The sequence below is a fragment of the Thalassococcus profundi genome (assembly GCF_003344785.1).
Taxonomy (GTDB): Bacteria; Pseudomonadota; Alphaproteobacteria; order Rhodobacterales; family Rhodobacteraceae; genus Puniceibacterium; species Puniceibacterium profundi.
Genome location: NZ_QPMK01000026.1, coordinates 33405 through 50662 on the forward strand (window position 1 = coordinate 33405; position 17258 = coordinate 50662).

Here is a 17258-nt window from a genome sequence, read left to right on the forward strand (position 1 = left end):
GCCCGACCCAGATGACGCGAGCCATAGCCTTCCAGGGCGAACTCGGGGCCTATTCGCACCAGGCCTGCCGCGAAGCCCGCCCCGATTTCGACGCGCTGCCCTGCCGCACCTTCGAGGATGCGATCGACGCGGTGCGCAACGCCGAGGCCGACCTCGCCATGCTGCCGGTCGAGAATTCCACCTACGGCCGCGTCGCCGACATCCATTCGCTGCTGCCGCAGTCGGGGCTGCACATCGTCGACGAGGCCTTCGTGCGGGTGCATATCAACCTGCTGGCGCTGCCGGGCGCGACCCTGCCGCAGATCACCGAGGCGATGAGCCACACGGTGCTGCTGGGCCAGTGCCGCAAATTCCTGACGGAACACGGGATCCAGCGCATCACCGGCGCCGACACCGCCGGGTCGGCCAAGGCGGTGGCCGAGGCCGGAAACCCCGCGCGCGCGGCGCTGGCCTCGGAACTCGCAGGCGACATCTACGGGCTCGAGGTGCTCGCGCGCCATATCGAGGACGAGGGCAACAACACCACCCGCTTTCTCATCATGTCGCGCCAGGCCGACATGGCGCGCCGCGGCGATCACGGCATGATCACCAGCTTCGTCTTCCAGGTGCGCAACATTCCCGCGGCGCTCTACAAGGCGATGGGCGGCTTCGCCACCAACGGCGTCAACATGACCAAGCTCGAAAGCTACATGGTCGGCGGTTCCTTCACCGCGACACAGTTCTACGCCGATATCGAGGGACACCCCGAGGATCCGCCGGTGAAACTGGCGCTGGACGAGCTGGGCTATTTCACCGACATGCTGGAAATCCTCGGAACCTATCCCCGCGATCCGCGCCGGGTCTGATCGGCCGCGCCGCGGCCCCGCCCGGCCCAAAAAGCCGTCTCCCGCACCGTCTCGCGCAGCAGCTCCGCAAGCGCCTTCCTTCATCTTGCCGATAAACCTCCAGAGAGCACGAGAGACAGCGTCTCTCGTATCGCCCAGCGGGCGATCCTGCTGCGCCGATGCGCCAGCGCATCGGACGACGTCTCTTGTATCGCCTGAAGGACGGTGCCGCTTCGCCGATGCGCAAGCGCACCGGACGACGCCGTTCGCACCGCCCACCGGCGTTTCAGCGACACGTCCTCAGATCAGCAGCCCGGCGGCCCCTTCGTGGCGCAACAGCCAGACCTTGGTCTCGACCCCGCCGCGGGCGGAAAACCCGCCCAGCCCCTGCGCGCCCAGAACCCGGTGACAGGGGATCAGGATCGGGATCGGGTTGCGTCCGCAGGCCTGGCCCACCGCCTGCGCCGGCACGCCCAGGTGCCGCGCGATATCGCCGTATGTCACGGTTTCCCCGTGCGGGATCGCCTGCATGCGCGCACAGACCGCCCGCTGCAGCTCCGATCCCGCGATCCGAAGCGGCAGGTCGAAGGCGTCAGTGCCGCCGGCGAAATAGCTCCGCAACTGCGCCTCGGCCCGTTCCAGAAGCGGCGTGCAGTCCGCGCCGCCGGCGCCCCAGGCCAGCGCGGTGATGGCGCCCCCAGCCTCGGTCACGTTGATCGGCCCCAGGGGCGAGGGCAGGGTGCGGTTGGCCATGTCCGTCATCCTGACCGGGCAGGCGAAATGGCGCAAGCCGCGACGGTGCTGCCCGCTCCGCGGCGCGCCGGCCGGCCTTGAATGCCTCGGACGGCGCGCCGCTCCGGTCTCATGAGCGACGCCGCGGCGGCCTCAGGCCACCGCCGCGTCGCACCGCCCGCAGACGCCGGGATGCGCATGGGTACCGACGTCCGGCAGGATCTTCCAGCAGCGCTGGCACTTCTCGCCCTGCGCGCGCTCGAACACCACGCCCAGACCCGGCACGTCCGGCAGGCGGTAGGCCTCGGACGGGCTGGGGTCGGCGGTCAGCGCGATGGCGGAGGTGATGCAGACATCCTCGAACGCCACGGATTTCAGCGCCTCCAGCGTGTCGGCATCCTCCACATGCACCACCGGGGCCGCTTCGAGCGATGCGCCGATGACCTTGTCGGTACGCTGCACCTCGAGCGCGGCCGTCACAACGCGGCGGGCCTGCCGGACCTTGGACCACTTCGCCGCCAGCGGCTCGTCCCGCCAGTCCGCTGGCGTCGCGGGAATGTCCTGCAAATGCACCGAACTGTCGTCGCCGGGGAATCGTTCGAGCCAGACCTCTTCCATGGTGAAGACCAGCACCGGTGCCAGCCAGGTGGTCAGGCGGTGGAACAGCAGGTCGAGCACCGTGCGCGCGGCGCGCCGCCGCGGCGTGTCGCCGTCGCAGTAAAGCGCATCTTTGCGGATGTCGAAATAGAAGGCCGAAAGCTCCACCGTGGCGAAGTTGAAGAGCGCCTGCGTCACCCCCTGGAAATCGAAGGCGGCATAGCCGGTGCGCACCTTGTGGTCGAGCTCCGCCATCCGGTGCAGCACCCAGCGTTCCAGTTCCGGCATGTCGGCGGGATCGACTCGGTCTTTCTCCTCGAAGGATGACAGCGCCCCCAGCAGGAAGCGCATGGTGTTGCGCAGCCGGCGGTAGCTGTCCGCCGTACCCTTCAGGATCTCGGGTCCGATGCGCTGGTCGGCGGTGTAATCCGCCTGCGCCACCCAGAGCCGCAGGATGTCGGCGCCGTACTGCTTGACCACATCGTCGGGGGCCACGGTGTTGCCGATGGACTTGGACATCTTGTTGCCCTTCTCGTCCAGCGTGAAGCCGTGGGTGACGACATTGCGATAGGGCGCGCGGCCCATGGTGCCGCAGGCCTGCAGCATCGAGGAATGGAACCAGCCACGATGCTGGTCGGTGCCCTCCATGTAGACGTCCGCGATGCCGTCCTCGGTCCCGTCCTCGCGGTCGCGCAACACGAAGGCATGAGTGGAGCCGGAATCGAACCAGACGTCGAGGATGTCGAAGACCTGGTCCCACTCGGCCGGATCGTGGTCATTGCCCAGGAACCGTTCCTTGGCACCCGGCTTGTACCAGGCATCCGCGCCCTCGGCCTCGAACGCCTCGAGGATGCGGGCGTTCACCGCCTCGTCCTTCAGCAGGAAATCCGGGTCGGTGGGCAGGGCGCCCTTCTTCGTGAAGCAGGTCAGCGGCACGCCCCAGGCGCGCTGGCGCGACAGCACCCAGTCGGGCCGCGCTTCGATCATCGAGTAGAGCCGGTTGCGGCCCTTTTGCGGGGTCCACTTCACCAGCTCGTCGATCGACCGGAGCGCGCGTTCGCGGATCGTGGTGCCGTAACTGTCCTGCCCGTCACCGACCGGGCGGTCGATGGCGGCGAACCATTGCGGCGTGTTGCGGTAGATCACCGGCGCCTTGGAACGCCAGGAATGCGGGTAGGAGTGCTTGATCTTGCCGCGCGCCAGCAGGCCGCCGACCTCGACCAGCTTGTCGATCACGGCGGTGTTGGCGTCGCCTTCCTTGCCCTTGCGGTTGAGGATGTAGGTGCCGCCGAAGAACGGCAGGCCGTCGCGGAACTTGCCGTCATCCTCGACATTGTAGGTGATGACCTCGCCCAGCATGCCCAGATCGCGGTAAAGCTCGTATTCCTCCATCCCGTGGCTGGGCGCGCAATGGACAAATCCCGTGCCTTCCTCGTCGGTCACGAAATCCGCGGCGCGGAAATCGCGGGGCTGGTCCCATTCGCCGCCCGATCCCTCGGCCCCCGCCAGCGGATGCGTCAACGTCATGCCGCGCAGCTGCGCCGGGCGCACGTCGCGCACCCGCCGCCACTGGCCGGCCTCGAGCCGCGCCTTGGTCAGCGTCTGCTCGGCCAGCTTGTCGGCCAGGATGAAACGGTCGCCCTTGGCGACCCAGGACTCCTCGGGCGCATCGGTGACTTCGTAAAGCCCGTAGGCGAAGTCCTTGCCGAAGACGACCGCCTTGTTCGACGGGATGGTCCAGGGCGTGGTGGTCCAGATCACCACATGGGCGCCGACGAAATCCTGCGCCGCCTGCGCCACGGACCTGGCCACCGCCTCGCGATCCTCGTCCGAGGCTTCCTCGTCCGACAGCTCCACATCCGGCATGTCGAAAGAGGCGACCCGGAATTTCACCCAGATGGTGAAGCTTTCCTTGTCGTGATACTCGACCTCGGCCTCGGCGAGCGCCGTCTTTTCGATGGGCGACCACATCACCGGCTTGGAGCCCTGGTAGAGCGTGCCTGTCATCAGGAATTTCTGGAATTCCTCGGCGATGATGCGTTCGGCGCGGTAGTCCATGGTGAGGTACGGCTTGTCCCAGCAACCGGTGATGCCCAGGCGTTTGAATTCGTCGCGCTGCACATCGATCCAGCCTTCGGCGAACTTGCGGCATTCCTGGCGGAAATCGACGACGTCCACCTTGTCCTTGTCCATGCCCTTGGCGCGGTACTTTTCCTCGATCTTCCATTCGATCGGCAGGCCGTGGCAATCCCAGCCGGGGATATAGCGCGCGTCGTGTCCCATCATCTGGTGGCTGCGCACGATCATGTCCTTGATCGTCTTGTTGAGCGCATGGCCGATGTGCAGGTGACCGTTGGCATAGGGAGGGCCGTCATGCAGGGTAAAGGGGGTACGGTTGCCGGCGCGGTCCCGCAGGCGTTCGTAGACGCCGATGCGGTCCCAGCGGGCCAGCCAGTCGGGTTCGCGCTTGGGCAGGCCCGCGCGCATCGGGAACTCGGTTCTCGGAAGATTCAGCGTGTCCTTGTAGTCGACGGACTCGGCGGTTTCGGTGGTGTCGGCGCACATCTGGGGCGTCCTCGGCAGTCGGAAATCAGATAGGGTGAGGGGCGGCGCGGCGGTCCAGACGCCTTATCCCGGCGCAACGTGTGTTTACGGCGCCGGGCATGTAATTCGCAGGATGATCGCGAGGGCGTGCATCATGGGGCGCGTTATAGGCCCGCAGGGCAGGGGCGTCCAGTGGGGGATTCGCTCTGTCTGGCGCAGCGGTGTCGTCCGATGGGCTTGCGCGTCGGCGCAGCGGTATCGCCCATTGGGCGATACGAGAGACCAGTCTCTCGTGCTCTCTGAGGTTATTGGAACCGGAGAAGGGCAGGGCGCGGCGCCGGGCGAAGCTGTGGGCGCGCGGCGGATGAGGCTGCTGCGAGGGCAGGAGGGCGGCTGGCGGGTGTGGCGCCGGTGCGGTCGCGACCGATGGGCCGGACGCTCAGGCGAAGGGATCGTCCGGATAGCCGACGCCGGTGAGGGAGAGCCCCTGCGGCGGGGCCACCGGGCCGCAGGCGGCGCGGTCGCGGGCGGCGAGGGCGCGGGCCACGTCCCCGGGAGCCCAGGCGCCGCTGCCCACCCGTTCCAGCGTGCCGATCAGGCTGCGCACCTGGTTGTGCAGGAAGGACCGGGCGCGGAACCGGGCCTGCACCTCGGTGCCCGCCGCGGTCTCGACCTCGGCGATGTCGATCGCGTCCAGCGTTTTCACCGGCGAGGCGGCCTGGCACATGGTCGAGCGGAAGGTGGTGAAATCGTGCCGGCCGACGAGTTGCCGCGCGGCCGCCTGCATGGCGCCCGCGTCGAGCGGTCCGGGCACTTTCCAGACCAGCCCCGCCTCCAGCGTCAGCGGCGCGCGGCGCGGCAGGATACGGTAGAGGTAGCGCCGCTCGATGGCCGAGAAGCGCGCGTGCCAGTCGGGTGCCACCTGCGCGCAGGCGACCACCGCCACCGGCGCCGGCTTGAGATGGTGATTCAGCGCCTCGGACAGGCGGAACGGGCTCCAGTCCTTTTCCAGATCGCAATGGCAGACCTGCCCCCGCGCATGCACGCCCGCGTCGGTGCGCCCGGCGGCGGCGATGGTGTGCGGTCCGGGCTCGAGCCGCGCCAGCGCCGCCTCGATGGCGCCCTGGACCGACGGCTGGTCGGCCTGCCGCTGCCAGCCGGCAAACGGCGCGCCGTGGTATTCGATCCTGAGGGCGTAGCGGGGCATGGGCGGGGATTAGCGCGGGCAGGCAAGCGCAGCAATCCCCATCCGGCTCTGGCCCTTGGGCGCCGCCATGTCTATCTTGTCGCGAAGGTCAATGCGGGCAGACACACGAAGGAGGCAACCTTTGGTCCTGGGCACCATCGCCGACACGCTGACGCGCGGGGTCGAAAACGTCACCGGCACGGTGTCGGAAGCGTTTTTCGAACCGGTGATCCGGCTTGGCGTGACCGGGCTCGCGCGGTCGGGCAAGACGGTGTTCATCACCTCGCTGGTGGCCAACCTCATGGACCGGGCGCGGATGCCGGGCCTCGTGGCGGCGGCGGATGGGCGTATCGCGACGGCGTACCTGCAGCCGCAGCCGGACGACACCGTGCCGCGCTTCGACTACGAGAACCACCTCGCCGCGCTCACGGCGCGCACGCCGCACTGGCCCGACAGCACCCGCACCATCAGCGAACTGCGCCTGTCGCTGCGGGTCAGGCCGTCGGGGCTGCTGGCCGGGTTCCAGGGGCCGCGCACAGTGCATCTCGATATCATCGACTATCCCGGGGAATGGCTGCTGGATCTGGCGCTGCTGGACAAGAGCTATGCCGAGTGGTCGGTGGAGACGCTGACGCGGCTCGACACGCGGCCCGCGGGGGCGACGTTCCTGCAGGCCGCGCGGGCCGAAGACGGCGCGGCCGCGCTGGAGGAGGGGCGCGCCCAGGCGCTGGCGCGCGGCTTCACCGACTATCTCGCGGCGGCGCGCGAGGCCGGATTTTCCGACCTCACGCCCGGACGCTTCCTGCTGCCCGGGGACCTGGCCGGATCGCCCGTCCTGACCTTCGCGCCGCTGCCGCCGCTGGACAGTCCGCCGCGCCGGTCGCTCTGGCGCGAGATGGAGCGGCGCTTCGACGCCTACAAGGCCCAGGTGGTCAAGCCCTTCTTCCGCGATCACTTCTCGCGCATCGACCGTCAGGTGGTGCTGGTGGACGCGCTGGGCGCGATCCACCAGGGGCCGGCGGCGGTCGAGGACCTGCGCCGCACCATGGCCGACATCCTGTCGGCTTTCCGGCCGGGGCGGAACGCCTTCCTGAGCCAGATCCTGCGCGGCAAGCGGGTCGAGAAGATCCTCTTTGCCGCCACCAAGGCCGACCACCTGCATCACACCCAGCACCGCCGCCTGACCGGCATCATGGAGGCGCTGACCCGCGACGCCCGCGACCGCGCGCGGTTCGCCGGAGCCGAGACCGCCGCCATGTCCATCGCCGCCCTGCGCGCCACCACCGAAGAGACGCGGCCGCACCAGGGCGGCTCGCTCGACGTGGTGCGCGGCACGCTGCTGGACAGCGGCAAGCAGGCGGCCTTCTATCCCGGCGCGCTGCCCGAGGACCCGGCGCACCTGCTGGGACCGGCGCGGCAGGGGGCCGAGGCTTGGCTCGACCAGGATTACCAGGTCATGCGTTTCGCGCCCGCGCCGCTCAGCCTCAAGCCCGGCGAGGGGCCGCCGCACATCCGGCTGGACCGCGCGGCGCAGTTCCTGTTCGGAGACCGGCTATGAGCTTTTTCCTGCGGCCCGCGCGGTCCACCGACGCCGGCAAGCTGGGCGCGATCCTGACCGAGGCCGTCGCCGCCAACCCGTGGAAACCGCGGCTGCATACCGGGGCGGAGGATATCGCCCACATGGCCGGCATGATCGACCGCGGTTGGGTCACCGTGGCCGAGCATCTGGACAAGCCGTTGATTCTCGGGTTCCTCGCGCGGGAGGAAGATTTCATCCATGCCGTCTTCATCTCGCCCCAGGCCCGCGGCGAAGGCGTGGGACGTGCACTGATGGATGCGGCCAAGGCGCAGTCCGAACGCCTGTCGCTCTGGACCTTCCAAGCCAACACCGGCGCGCAGCGTTTCTACCAGCGCGAAGGCTTTGTCGAGGCGTCGCGCGGCGACGGGTCGAACAATGAAGAGGGCCTGCCGGATATCGAGTATCACTGGATGAGAAAGGCCGCCACATGAGCACGCGCAAGGGCCCGGTGCTGTTCGAGATCGACGAGTCGCAGCCCGGCCAGAACCCCGCCGAAGCGCCACCGGTGCCCGACACCGACCTGCCCGCGCCCAAGGGCCAGGCCATGGCCACCGCGGCTGCCATCGCCGCGCGCAAGCCGTCGAAACTGGCGCGCTGGTTCTGGCGGTTGCTGGGCGCGCTGGTCGGCACGCTGGTGTCCATCGCCGCCTGGCGTTTCGTGACCGATCTTGTGACAAGCACGCCGCTGCTGGGCTATGCGGTGGCACTGCTCATGGCGCTCTTTGCGCTGGTGGTGGTGCTGATCGTGGTAAAGGAGCTGTCGGCCATGTCGCGACTGGGCCGCGTCGACCGGCTGCACCGCGACGCCGCCAAGGCGCTGGCGGATGACGACCTGTCCGCCGCACGCGGCACGGTGGCGCAGCTTGTGGCGCTTTACAAGGGGCGCGACGACACCCGCTGGGGTCGCGACCGGCTGGCCGAGCGGCAGGAGGATGTATTTGACGCGGTGGCACTTTTCGACCTTGCCGAGCAGGAATTGCTGTCGCCGCTCGACCTCGCCGCCCGTCGCGAGGTCGAGGCGGCGGCGCGGCAGGTGGCCACGGTCACGGCCCTCGTCCCGCTGGCGCTGGCGGATGTGGGCGCGGCGCTGACGTCGAACCTGCGGATGATCCGGCGCATCGCTGAGATCTACGGAGGGCGTTCCGGCACGCTGGGCAGTTGGCGGCTGACGCGGGCCGTATTCTCGCACCTCGTGGCGACGGGCGCGGTCGCCGTGGGCGACGACATGCTGGAACCGATCCTGGGCGGCGGCCTGCTGGCCAAGTTGTCGCGGCGGTTCGGCGAGGGTCTGGTGAATGGCGCGCTGACCGCGCGGGTCGGAGTCGCGGCGATGGAGGTCTGCCGCCCGCTGCCGTTCTCGCGCAAGCAACGGCCATCGGTGCGGGGGATCATCCGAACCTCGCTCAGCGGTCTGTTTTCTCAGGAGAAATGATGCCGCGGATCAGTCGTTGTCCGACAGGCCCGCACCGGCACCGCGCAGGCGCGACGCCTCTGACGCGGGCACGTAGGTGTTCTGCGCAAGCTCGTTCAGCGTCGCGCGCAGCCGTGCCGGAAGGTCCAGCCGCGGCGGCAGCTTCGGGCGCCAGGGCGTGTCGAGCTCCGCATCCACGCGCAGGCGCGGCTGTTCGCCGGTAGTGATCAGTGTGCAGTCGCGCAACCGCACCGGAGCAAGCTCGGCATAGCTTGGCGCCAGCGCGCTGTCGTCCGGGTTCAGCGTCAGTTCCGCCGGTCCCTTGACCGCGGCGCAGGCCGCCAGAATGTCGTCGACCAGCAGCGGAAGGCGCAGGATCGGGCTATTGTCCACCTGGGCCAGCGCATCGCGCAGCGGCTGCGGATCGCGCCCGGCGACAAGATGCATGACCGTTGCGCGGCCATAGCTTTCCGCCTGGCCCGGCGGGAAGCCCGCCCCGCGCGCGGCCTTGGTGGCCAGCGCCTGGATTTCGTTGGCAGACAGGCTCATGACGCGAACACCGGCAACCACCAGTCGTCCGCATCCGGCTGCGACACTTCGTCGGGCAGCGGCGCGCCCTGCGCGAGGGTGATGCGGGTCCAGCGGTCGGATTTGGGATCGAATTTCGACGCGCCGAAGAAGGCCAGTTTGCAGCGCAGCATGTCGATGGGTAGGCAACGGGCCGAGATCAGGTTGTCGCGGATCTCGGAAAACGGTTGCCGCACCGCGCAGGCGACACGGGTCAGGGCCAGTTCGTGCTCGGGATGCGCAAGACGGAAGGCGCGCAGTTCGCCTGCCGCCTCGGGCAGATCGCGCCAGAGCGCCTGCACCCGCCGCGCAATGTCGAGCGGGCTTTCCCGCTCCGCGCCCGGCTCGGCGAAGCGGTCGCCCAGCCGCGGTTCCAGCTTTTCCTCGGACACATACCAGAACTGGCGAATTTCTTCGGGGTCGTCGAAGTCGATGGCCAGCGCCCAGCCGAACCGTGCGGCGATGGCATCGCGCAGCGCTCCGGTGTCCGCCAGCCTCAATGCCTGCGGGCCGTGGGGGTCAGACATGCCCTCGGCCAACCCGTCGACAAGATCGCCGAAGGGTTCGATCAGCAGGGCTGCCGTCAGTTCCTGCGTGTCGCAGGAGAGGGTGCGCGTTCTGGTCATCACGCGGTCCAACGGTTGAAACGTCGAAAAGGTTTCATCTCCCAGCGCCGCGATCACCGCGGGCCATTCCAGCCGCATCGTGGCGATTCGACCCTGGTAGGCGGGGTCGGGCACCTGCCACTCGGCCAGGTGCTGCGCCGCCCGGCGCGCCAGCCGCCGCAGCGTCTCTGCCTGCGCGGGGGATACCGACGGCTGTGCGAGCACCCGCGCCAGCGCGATTTCGCGCGCCATCATCCAGTTGTTGAGCAGCACGGGATGCGACACCAGGAACGGTGCCATGCCCAGCCCCGTGGAATTGCCGATCCCGAGTTGCCGCCGCAGGTGTCGGTCGAGCGGCGCACCGCCCAGATGCGCGACCAGGTCATGGGTGAAGGCGCGGATCATCCAGACGGTGAGCATCTCGGCGGCGAACGGCCCCGACAGGCCGGGCCGGTCGGCAAAGAGGTCGCGGTCGGCGATGCCGAACTTGCCGTTGCCGTAGACCGCGGTGGTGCGCATCAGGTATCCGGTGTCTCGCACCAGCGCGGCGTCGGGCTGCCGCCCCGCCCGCAGCGCCGCCACCGCATGATCGAAAAGCCGCACGGACTTGTTGGCCCGGCTCAGCACGAGGTCGCGTTCGGTGAACCGCCCGGCCTCCTGCAGCGGCGCGTTGGCGCAGATGCGGGCGATGTCATAATCCTGCGGCACGCCGTCGAAAAGCACGTAAGAGCTGTCCCAGGCGGTGGCGATCACCCGGTCGGTGCGCTGCGCATCGGGCAGATGGGTGGCGACCGCGACAAGGCTGTAGTCCCGCCCGCCGAGCGCGATGCTGTAGACCGCGTGGCCATAGCCCTGGGCGTCGATGTTCCAGACCGGCCGGCGCAGCTCTGCGCCCTCGGCGCCCAGCCGCCGCAACAGCACCCGCAGGAACGACAGCCGCGTCGGAAAGGCCGCACCCATACGCGCAAGGCGCATGACCTCGTCGGGGCCGCGCAGGTCGGCCTGAGGGGGCGGGGGCAGATGGTCCTTCATGGAAGGAGAGTGGCAAAAGACCGGGCGTCTGGGAAGAGATTTGCGTCGGGGGCAAGGCTCAGAGGGTCAGACCTATGTCGGCTCTGAGGACGAAGCGGACGTTGCCCAGTCGTGCCAGCGCCGGACCGGGGGACGGCGCATCCGGCGGCTGAGCTGATGCGCTTTATGGTCGCCAAGACCGTTGTCGCGAAAAGCTAGGCGCCCAGGACAGACAAAGCGCCGGCCCATGGGGCCGGTCCGGCGCTGGCACGGCGGCCGCCTGTGGCGGCCTCGATTCCGTGCCTGGAGGAAAGGGGGGCCGTCCACAACGGGCTCGAAGCGGCCATCGCGCTCAAGGCGGAGTGTGGGCCTTTCTTGCATTGCTTGCTGCGAAAATCTTGCGGTTCGGGAAGCGACCTGCCGTGCCCCCCCCTCACGCCGGGCCGAAACTCGTCTCGTAGAACCGCAGCCAGTTGCCACCCAGCAGACCGTCCGTCTCTTCCCGCGAAAACCCGGTCTCGCGCAGGCCGTCGCGCAGGTTGTCCCAGTCGCGGTTGTCCTGGAACCAGTCGGGCATCGGTGGGAAACCCGGCGCATCGGCAGAGCCTTCGCCGTAGTCCGCCGCCTTCGTCCAGCGGCCCGCGCGCATCCATGCGACAACGCTGTCGGGCTGGTCCTGGCACAGGTCCGACCCGATCCCCAGGTTCTCGGCCCCGTAGCGGCTGGCGGCCTCGGCCGCCATCTCGCAGAAGTCCGACAGCCGGCAGTTGGTGCCGCCCGCAAGGTGATGCGGATAAAGCGAAAACCCGAGCATCCCACCCGCGTTGGTCAAGGCGCGCAGCACCGCGTCCGACTTGTTGCGTCGCGCCGGATGCCACCAGTCGGGATTGGCATGGGTGATGGCGATGGGGCGGGTCGAATGGTCGATCGCCTCCAGCGTGGAGCGTTCGGCGGAATGGCTCATGTCCACCACCAGCCCGACGCGATTCATCTCCTCCACCACGGCGCGGCCCATGCGGGTGAGGCCCGGGTCCTCGTCCTCGTAGCAGCCGGTCGCCAGCAGCGACTGGTTGTTGTAGCTCAACTGCATGAAGCGCACGCCCAGCTGGTGCACGATTTCGACAAGGCCGATGTCGTCCTCGATCGGGCTGGGGGTCTGGAACCCGAAGAACACCGCCGTGCGCCGCGTCTCCTGTGCGCGGCGGACGTCGGCGGCGGTGGTGCCCTTGAAGATCAGGCCGGGAAAGCGTTCGAACCAGAGGTTCCAGGCTTCCAGGTTGGCGACCATCTCGCGAAAATTCTCGTGGTAGGCGATGGTGACATGCACTGCGTCCACGCCGCCGCCGCGCAGCTGGCGGAACACCTTCTCGGACCAGTTGGCATATTGCAGGTTGTCGATCAGGGGCGCTTGCATGTCCCGACGCTAGCCGAGCCCTGCCGGAGCAGCAAATCCTAAACGTGTTCCGGGCGGGGCTAGGCCGGACTGTCGGCGGACAGGACGCGCAGGATGGCCCGGTCGGTGAGCCTGGCCAGCAGCGACAGGGTGTGGTGATCGGCCTCGGTCCAGTCGCGGCGCCGGGTGTTGCAGACGCTGATCGCACCGATGCTGCGACCGTCTGGGGCGTGCAGCGGATGGCCAAGGTAGCTGACGATGCCGACCTCACGCACGGTGGCCGAGCGCGACACCAGCGGGTGCACATGGCCGTCGCTGATTTCCAGCGGCTTGCCCATCGCGGCAACGTGGCCGCAAATCGATTGCTCGATCACGTAGCCGCCGGTTTCGACAAGGGCGTCCGGCAAGCCGTGGACGGCGATGAACCGGTTCCAATGCGGCTCTGACACCGAGATCGTCGAGATCTCGCTGTGCAGCGCGACGCAGGCATAATCGACTAACTGGTCGAAGCGGCGCCCCGGGACCAGACGGGGATAGGTACGGAGTGTCACGACAGCAGCCCCCTTTCCGAGGTAGCTCCCTTCGTTTCCTCGTACCGTCGTTAAGAGTTGTTAACGAATCATTAACGCGTGGGGCGACCACGCGCTTGCGGCGCTTTTCCGCTTGATTTTTTTCATGGGTGACCGTAACGGCCCTTGCATGATGCAAGCAAACGCCACACGACGACAGTCCTGATCCCGCCCCGCGATGATCGCGAGGGTGTTTGCCGTTTGCGCAGTCTCTCCCAGACCTCGACCTGCCGAAACTTGACTTGCCCCGGTGCAGTTGGCACCAATCGGGCTTTCCAATGGAGGATACCCAGATGATCCCGTCCGTTCTGCCGACCTACAACCGCGCGCCGCTGAATTTCGTCAAAGGCGAAGGCAGCTGGCTGATCGAGGCGGACGGACGACGCTTTCTGGACCTGGGCTCCGGTATCGCCGTCAATGCGCTTGGCCATGCGCATCCCGCCCTGGTGGCGGCGCTGACCGAACAGGCCGGCGCGCTCTGGCATGTTTCGAACCTCTACCAGATCCCGCAGCAGCAGGCGCTTGCGGACAAGCTGGTGGCGGCGACCTTTGCCGACACGGTGTTCTTCACCAATTCCGGCACCGAAAGCTGCGAACTGGCGGTGAAGATGGCGCGCAAATACTGGTACGACAAGGGCCAGACCGAGCGCACCGAGATCATCACCTTTTCCGGGTCGTTCCACGGTCGGTCCTCGGCCGGCATCGCTGCCGCCGGATCGGAAAAGATGATCAAGGGCTTCGCGCCGATCCTCGGTGGCTTCACCCACATCGACTGGGGGGATCACGAGGCTCTGAAGGCCGCCGTCACGGACCGGACCGCCGCGATCCTGATCGAACCGGTTCAGGGCGAAGGCGGCATCCGCCCGCTGCCCGATCAATGCCTCAAGGGTCTGCGCGCGCTCTGTGACGAGCACGGCATCCTGCTGATCCTCGACGAGGTGCAATGCGGCGTCGGCCGCACGGGGCGGCTTTTCGCGCATGAATGGGCGGGCATCACCCCCGACATCATGATGGTGGCCAAGGGCATCGGCGGCGGCTTCCCCCTGGGCGCGGTGCTTGCGACCGAAGAGGCCGCCTCGGGCATGACCGCGGGCACGCACGGGTCGACCTACGGCGGCAACCCGCTGGGCTGCGCCGTGGGCTGCGCGGTGATGGACCACGTGGCCGATCCGGCCTTCCTGGCCGAGGTCAACCGCAAGGCGGGCCTGCTGCGGCAGAAGCTCGAAGGGCTGGTGGCCGCGCATCCCGACGTCTTCGAAGAGGTCCGCGGCCTCGGGCTGATGCTGGGGCTCAAGTGCAAGCCCGCTCCGGCGGAGGTGGTCAACGCCGGCTATGCCGCCGAAGTCGTCACCGTCCCCGCCGCCGACAACGTCGTGCGCCTGCTGCCGCCGCTCACGATCTCGGATGAAGAGATTGCCGAAGCCGTCACCCGCCTCGACGCCGCCGCCACTGCACTCACGCACGAAATGGCGTGATCTTCATCTTGCCAATAAATCTCCGGGGTCCGGGGCAGCGCCCCGGTCCGGCATGACCAAAAAGAACAGACCGATGAACCATTTCCTCGACATCCACAAAACCGACCCCGCCGACCTGCGGCACATGATCGACAGCGCCCGCGCCATGAAGACCGCCCGCAACGGCGCGCCCAAGGCCACGCCCGATGCCGAACAGCCGCTGAAGAACCACATGGTGGCGCTGATCTTCGAGAAACCCTCGACCCGCACACGCGTCAGCTTCGACGTGGGCGTCCGCCAGATGGGCGGCGAGACCATGGTGCTGTCGGGCAGCGACATGCAGCTGGGCCATGGCGAGACCATCGCCGACACCGCCCGGGTGCTGAGCCGCTACGTCGACCTGATCATGATCCGCACCTTTGACGAGGCGGTGCTGACGGAAATGGCCGAATTCGCCGATGTGCCGGTGATCAACGGCCTCACCGACCGCACCCATCCCTGCCAGATCATGGCCGACGTGCTGACCTTCGAGGAACACCGCGGCCCCATTGCCGGGAAAAAGGTGGTCTGGGCCGGCGACGGCAACAACGTCTGTGCCTCCTGGCTGCATGCGGCGGGGCAGTTCGGCTTCGATCTCACCTTCACCGGGCCGGTGCAGCTGGATCCGGAGATGGAATTCGTCGGGCTGGCACGCAACGCCGGGGCGCAGATCGCCATCGAGCGCGACCCGATGAAGGCGGTCGAGGGCGCCGACCTGATCATCGCCGACACCTGGGTGTCGATGCATGACGCGCAGTCCGCCCGCGAGCGCCGTCACAACATGCTGCGGCCCTACCAGGTGAACCGCAAACTCATGGAGGCGGCCAAGCCCGACACGCTCTTCATGCATTGCCTGCCCGCCCATCGCGAGGAAGAGGTGACGTCGGAGGTCATGGACGGCCCGAATTCGGTGATCTGGGACGAGGCCGAGAACCGTCTGCACGCGCAGAAGGCGATCATGCGGTGGTGTCTCGGGGCCTGATATCCCCGTGCCGGGGATACGAGAGGCTCTGCCTCTCGTGCTCTCCGAGGGTTATTGAGAACCGAAGAAGAGCAGGACCAGCGCGAATCTGGAGACGCGGTCGCGGGTCGTGCGCCCAGGCGCGCGAAGCCGGATTGTCGGCGCGCGGGGTCTCCGGGGGCGTCGGATCGCCGTGCCGGGGATACAAGAGCCGCTGCCCCTCGTGCTCTTTGAGGGGTGTTGTGAACCAAAGAAGGACCGGACCGGGCGCGGGCTGGAGGCGGCGGTCACTGGCCGCGCGGCTTGGCGCGCAGGGTCGGGTCGGCCTCGCGCGGGTTTTCCGGCCAGGGGTGTTTCGGGTAGCGCCCGCGCATGTCGCGGCGCACGTCGGCGTAGGAGCTGTCCCAGAAGCCCGGAATGTCCATCGTGGTCTGGACCGGGCGTCCGGCGGGAGAGAGCAGCGTCACGCGCAGGGGCGTGGTGCCGACCGTGGGGTGGGTGGTCTGGCCGAACATCTCTTGCAGGCGCAGGCTGATCTCGGGGTGCTCGCCGGTGTAGTCGATGGCGATCTCGCGGCCCAGCGGCGTGGTGAAGCGCGCCGGCACCAGCCGATCCAGCGTCTGCATCCGGTCCCAGTCGAGCTGCGCGCGCAGGGCCGGTAGCGCGTCGAAGCGTTTCCAGTCCTCGGCGCTGCGCACGCCTTCGAGGAAGGGCAGCAGCCAATCATCGAGGCGCTCCAGCAGCGCGGGTTCCGTCATGTCCGGAAGGTCGCTGCCGGCGTCGCGGGCGATGGCGACGCGGGCCAGGAAACGGCGCGCCGGATCGCTGAGCGACAGGCCAAGCTCGCGCACCCCGTCGAGCATGGCGCGGGCGATGGCCTCGGGCGGTGCGTCTTTCCAGATCCGGTCATCCAGCGCGATGGCGCCGAGTTTTTCCTGCGACCGTGCCACGACCCGGCGGTCGCGGCGTGACCAGGTGCAGGTGTTTTCCCAGGCGATCTGGTCGGCGAAGAGGCCGCGCAGCTGGCTTTCGGTGATCTGGATCGCCTGGCGGATCCGCGCCTCGCGCGGGTTGCCGTCGGTGTCGGTGACCACGATCAGCCGTGCGTTCGCCAGCGTGTCGGTTTCGGGCAGCACCGCACCCTTGCCGCCCGACAGCCGGTAGCGCGGCGCCTCGCCCTTGCGGCGCAGGCCTATGCGGTCGGGATAGGCCAGGGCGGCGGCCTCTTCGGGCGGCAGCGGGCCGGTTTCGGGCGCGGTGCGGGCCAAGCGGCGGGCCTCGCTGCGGATGCGCGCGAGGCTGCCGCGGTTCAGGCCATAGGGTCGGGCGGCGGTGAAGGCCCCGGGGTCGCGCAACGCCTCGAGCCGCAGGGTCAGGTCCGTGGGCGCGCCGGTGAGCGGATCGCGGTCGGCCAGCAGCGCCGCCAGAGGCGCCGCCTCACGCCCGGAGCGGGCCAGCATATGCGCCAGCCGCGGATGCAGCGGCAGGGCGGCAAGGTCGCGGCCATGCGGCGTGATCCGCCCCGCGCCATCGAGCGCGCCCAGCATCCGCAAGAGCGCCTGCGCCTCGGCAAAGGCGCCCTCGGGCGGCGGGGTCAGGAAGGGCAGCGCCTCGGGTCCGGCACCCCAGACCGCCAGTTCCAGCGCCAGGCCGGCGAGGTCCGCCGCCTCGATCTCGGCGGGCGTATAGGCATGGAGCGCGCCCTCTTCGCCGCGGGTCCAGAGCTTGTAGGCCGCGCCCGGCGCCACGCGCCCCGCGCGCCCGGCGCGCTGCGCGGCCTCGGCGC

General features: G+C 68.7%; 14 protein-coding genes. 6 read left to right on the forward strand and 8 right to left on the reverse strand.

The genetic code is table 11. The features are described from left to right. The first annotated feature begins 11 nt into the window (after nucleotides 1-11). Nucleotides 12-845 (forward strand): prephenate dehydratase, encoded by an 834-nt coding sequence (locus tag DU478_RS21285; RefSeq protein ID WP_114512877.1) that lies wholly within the window; start codon nucleotides 12-14, stop codon nucleotides 843-845. Nucleotides 846-1124: 279 nt separating this feature from the next. Here the strand turns inward: DU478_RS21285 and DU478_RS21290 are convergent, their stop codons facing one another. From DU478_RS21290 to truA, 3 genes are all read right to left on the reverse strand, one after another. After that, on the reverse strand, nucleotides 1125-1577 hold the full coding sequence (locus DU478_RS21290; RefSeq protein ID WP_114512878.1) for a methylated-DNA--[protein]-cysteine S-methyltransferase: 453 nt from the start codon (nucleotides 1575-1577) through the stop codon (nucleotides 1125-1127). Nucleotides 1578-1709: 132 nt separating this feature from the next. Then, the gene (gene ileS / locus DU478_RS21295) at nucleotides 1710-4718 is read right to left on the reverse strand and encodes an isoleucine--tRNA ligase (RefSeq protein WP_114512879.1); all 3009 of its coding nucleotides are present in this window, start codon (nucleotides 4716-4718) and stop codon (nucleotides 1710-1712) included. A gap of 418 nt (nucleotides 4719-5136) precedes the next feature. Beyond that, entirely contained in the window at nucleotides 5137-5904 is a 768-nt protein-coding gene (truA, locus tag DU478_RS21300; RefSeq protein WP_114512880.1) for a tRNA pseudouridine(38-40) synthase TruA, read from the reverse strand. Between the two features lie 121 nt (nucleotides 5905-6025). Here truA and DU478_RS21305 point away from each other — a divergent pair, with 121 nt between their 5' ends. Genes DU478_RS21305 through DU478_RS21315 form a run of 3 tightly spaced genes read left to right on the forward strand, consistent with a single transcriptional unit; the run spans nucleotide 6026 to nucleotide 8894 of the window. After that, on the forward strand, nucleotides 6026-7441 hold the full coding sequence (locus DU478_RS21305; protein ID WP_114512881.1) for a YcjX family GTP-binding protein: 1416 nt from the start codon (nucleotides 6026-6028) through the stop codon (nucleotides 7439-7441). Next, entirely contained in the window at nucleotides 7438-7893 is a 456-nt protein-coding gene (locus tag DU478_RS21310; protein WP_114512882.1) for a GNAT family N-acetyltransferase, read from the forward strand. Before DU478_RS21305 ends, DU478_RS21310 begins: the two co-directional genes overlap by 4 nt. Then, a complete protein-coding gene (locus tag DU478_RS21315) occupies nucleotides 7890-8894 on the forward strand; it encodes a YcjF family protein (RefSeq protein ID WP_114512883.1) in 1005 nt (334 codons plus the stop codon). Before DU478_RS21310 ends, DU478_RS21315 begins: the two co-directional genes overlap by 4 nt. Before the next feature lie 9 nt (nucleotides 8895-8903). On the opposite strand, the gene DU478_RS23230 is transcribed toward DU478_RS21315, so the two are convergent. From DU478_RS23230 to DU478_RS21335, 4 genes are all read right to left on the reverse strand, one after another. Next, a complete protein-coding gene (locus DU478_RS23230; RefSeq protein WP_199488398.1) occupies nucleotides 8904-9422 on the reverse strand; it encodes a DUF3726 domain-containing protein in 519 nt (172 codons plus the stop codon). After that, nucleotides 9419-11077, reverse strand: coding sequence for a hypothetical protein (locus DU478_RS21325; RefSeq protein WP_114512884.1), 1659 nt, complete (start codon nucleotides 11075-11077; stop codon nucleotides 9419-9421). The genes DU478_RS23230 and DU478_RS21325 overlap by 4 nt, the downstream gene beginning before the upstream one ends. A gap of 412 nt (nucleotides 11078-11489) precedes the next feature. Continuing rightward, nucleotides 11490-12470: a membrane dipeptidase gene (locus DU478_RS21330; RefSeq protein ID WP_114512885.1), complete on the reverse strand. Its 981-nt coding sequence runs from the start codon at nucleotides 12468-12470 to the stop codon at nucleotides 11490-11492. Between the two features lie 59 nt (nucleotides 12471-12529). Further along, nucleotides 12530-13000 (reverse strand): GAF domain-containing protein, encoded by a 471-nt coding sequence (locus DU478_RS21335; RefSeq protein ID WP_114512886.1) that lies wholly within the window; start codon nucleotides 12998-13000, stop codon nucleotides 12530-12532. 311 nt (nucleotides 13001-13311) lie between these two features. Between DU478_RS21335 and DU478_RS21340 the strand changes: the two genes are divergently transcribed. Both DU478_RS21340 and argF read left to right on the forward strand, forming a co-directional pair. Then, nucleotides 13312-14493, forward strand: a complete 1182-nt coding sequence (locus tag DU478_RS21340; RefSeq protein WP_114512887.1) for an aspartate aminotransferase family protein — start codon at nucleotides 13312-13314, stop codon at nucleotides 14491-14493. Between the two features lie 73 nt (nucleotides 14494-14566). Beyond that, nucleotides 14567-15493 carry an ornithine carbamoyltransferase gene (gene argF / locus DU478_RS21345; protein ID WP_114512888.1) on the forward strand — a complete coding sequence of 309 codons (927 nt, stop codon included), beginning with the start codon at nucleotides 14567-14569 and terminating at the stop codon, nucleotides 15491-15493. Between the two features lie 266 nt (nucleotides 15494-15759). Here argF and DU478_RS21350 read toward each other — a convergent pair. Next, the coding region (locus DU478_RS21350) for an ATP-dependent helicase C-terminal domain-containing protein (RefSeq protein ID WP_325048114.1) at nucleotides 15760-17258 on the reverse strand (1499 nt) is incomplete at its 5' end.

Excerpts from the sequence above, each read along its gene's own strand:
- DU478_RS21285 (WP_114512877.1), top strand. The coding sequence starts at position 12 with ATGACGCGAGCCATAGCCTTCCAGGGCGAACTCGGGGCCTATTCGCAC.
- DU478_RS21290 (WP_114512878.1), bottom strand. The coding sequence starts at position 1,577 with ATGGCCAACCGCACCCTGCCCTCGCCCCTGGGGCCGATCAACGTGACC.
- ileS (WP_114512879.1), bottom strand. The coding sequence starts at position 4,718 with ATGTGCGCCGACACCACCGAAACCGCCGAGTCCGTCGACTACAAGGAC.
- truA (WP_114512880.1), bottom strand. The coding sequence starts at position 5,904 with ATGCCCCGCTACGCCCTCAGGATCGAATACCACGGCGCGCCGTTTGCC.
- DU478_RS21310 (WP_114512882.1), top strand. The coding sequence starts at position 7,438 with ATGAGCTTTTTCCTGCGGCCCGCGCGGTCCACCGACGCCGGCAAGCTG.
- DU478_RS21315 (WP_114512883.1), top strand. The coding sequence starts at position 7,890 with ATGAGCACGCGCAAGGGCCCGGTGCTGTTCGAGATCGACGAGTCGCAG.
- DU478_RS23230 (WP_199488398.1), bottom strand. The coding sequence starts at position 9,422 with ATGAGCCTGTCTGCCAACGAAATCCAGGCGCTGGCCACCAAGGCCGCG.
- DU478_RS21325 (WP_114512884.1), bottom strand. The coding sequence starts at position 11,077 with ATGAAGGACCATCTGCCCCCGCCCCCTCAGGCCGACCTGCGCGGCCCC.
- DU478_RS21330 (WP_114512885.1), bottom strand. The coding sequence starts at position 12,470 with ATGCAAGCGCCCCTGATCGACAACCTGCAATATGCCAACTGGTCCGAG.
- DU478_RS21340 (WP_114512887.1), top strand. The coding sequence starts at position 13,312 with ATGATCCCGTCCGTTCTGCCGACCTACAACCGCGCGCCGCTGAATTTC.
- argF (WP_114512888.1), top strand. The coding sequence starts at position 14,567 with ATGAACCATTTCCTCGACATCCACAAAACCGACCCCGCCGACCTGCGG.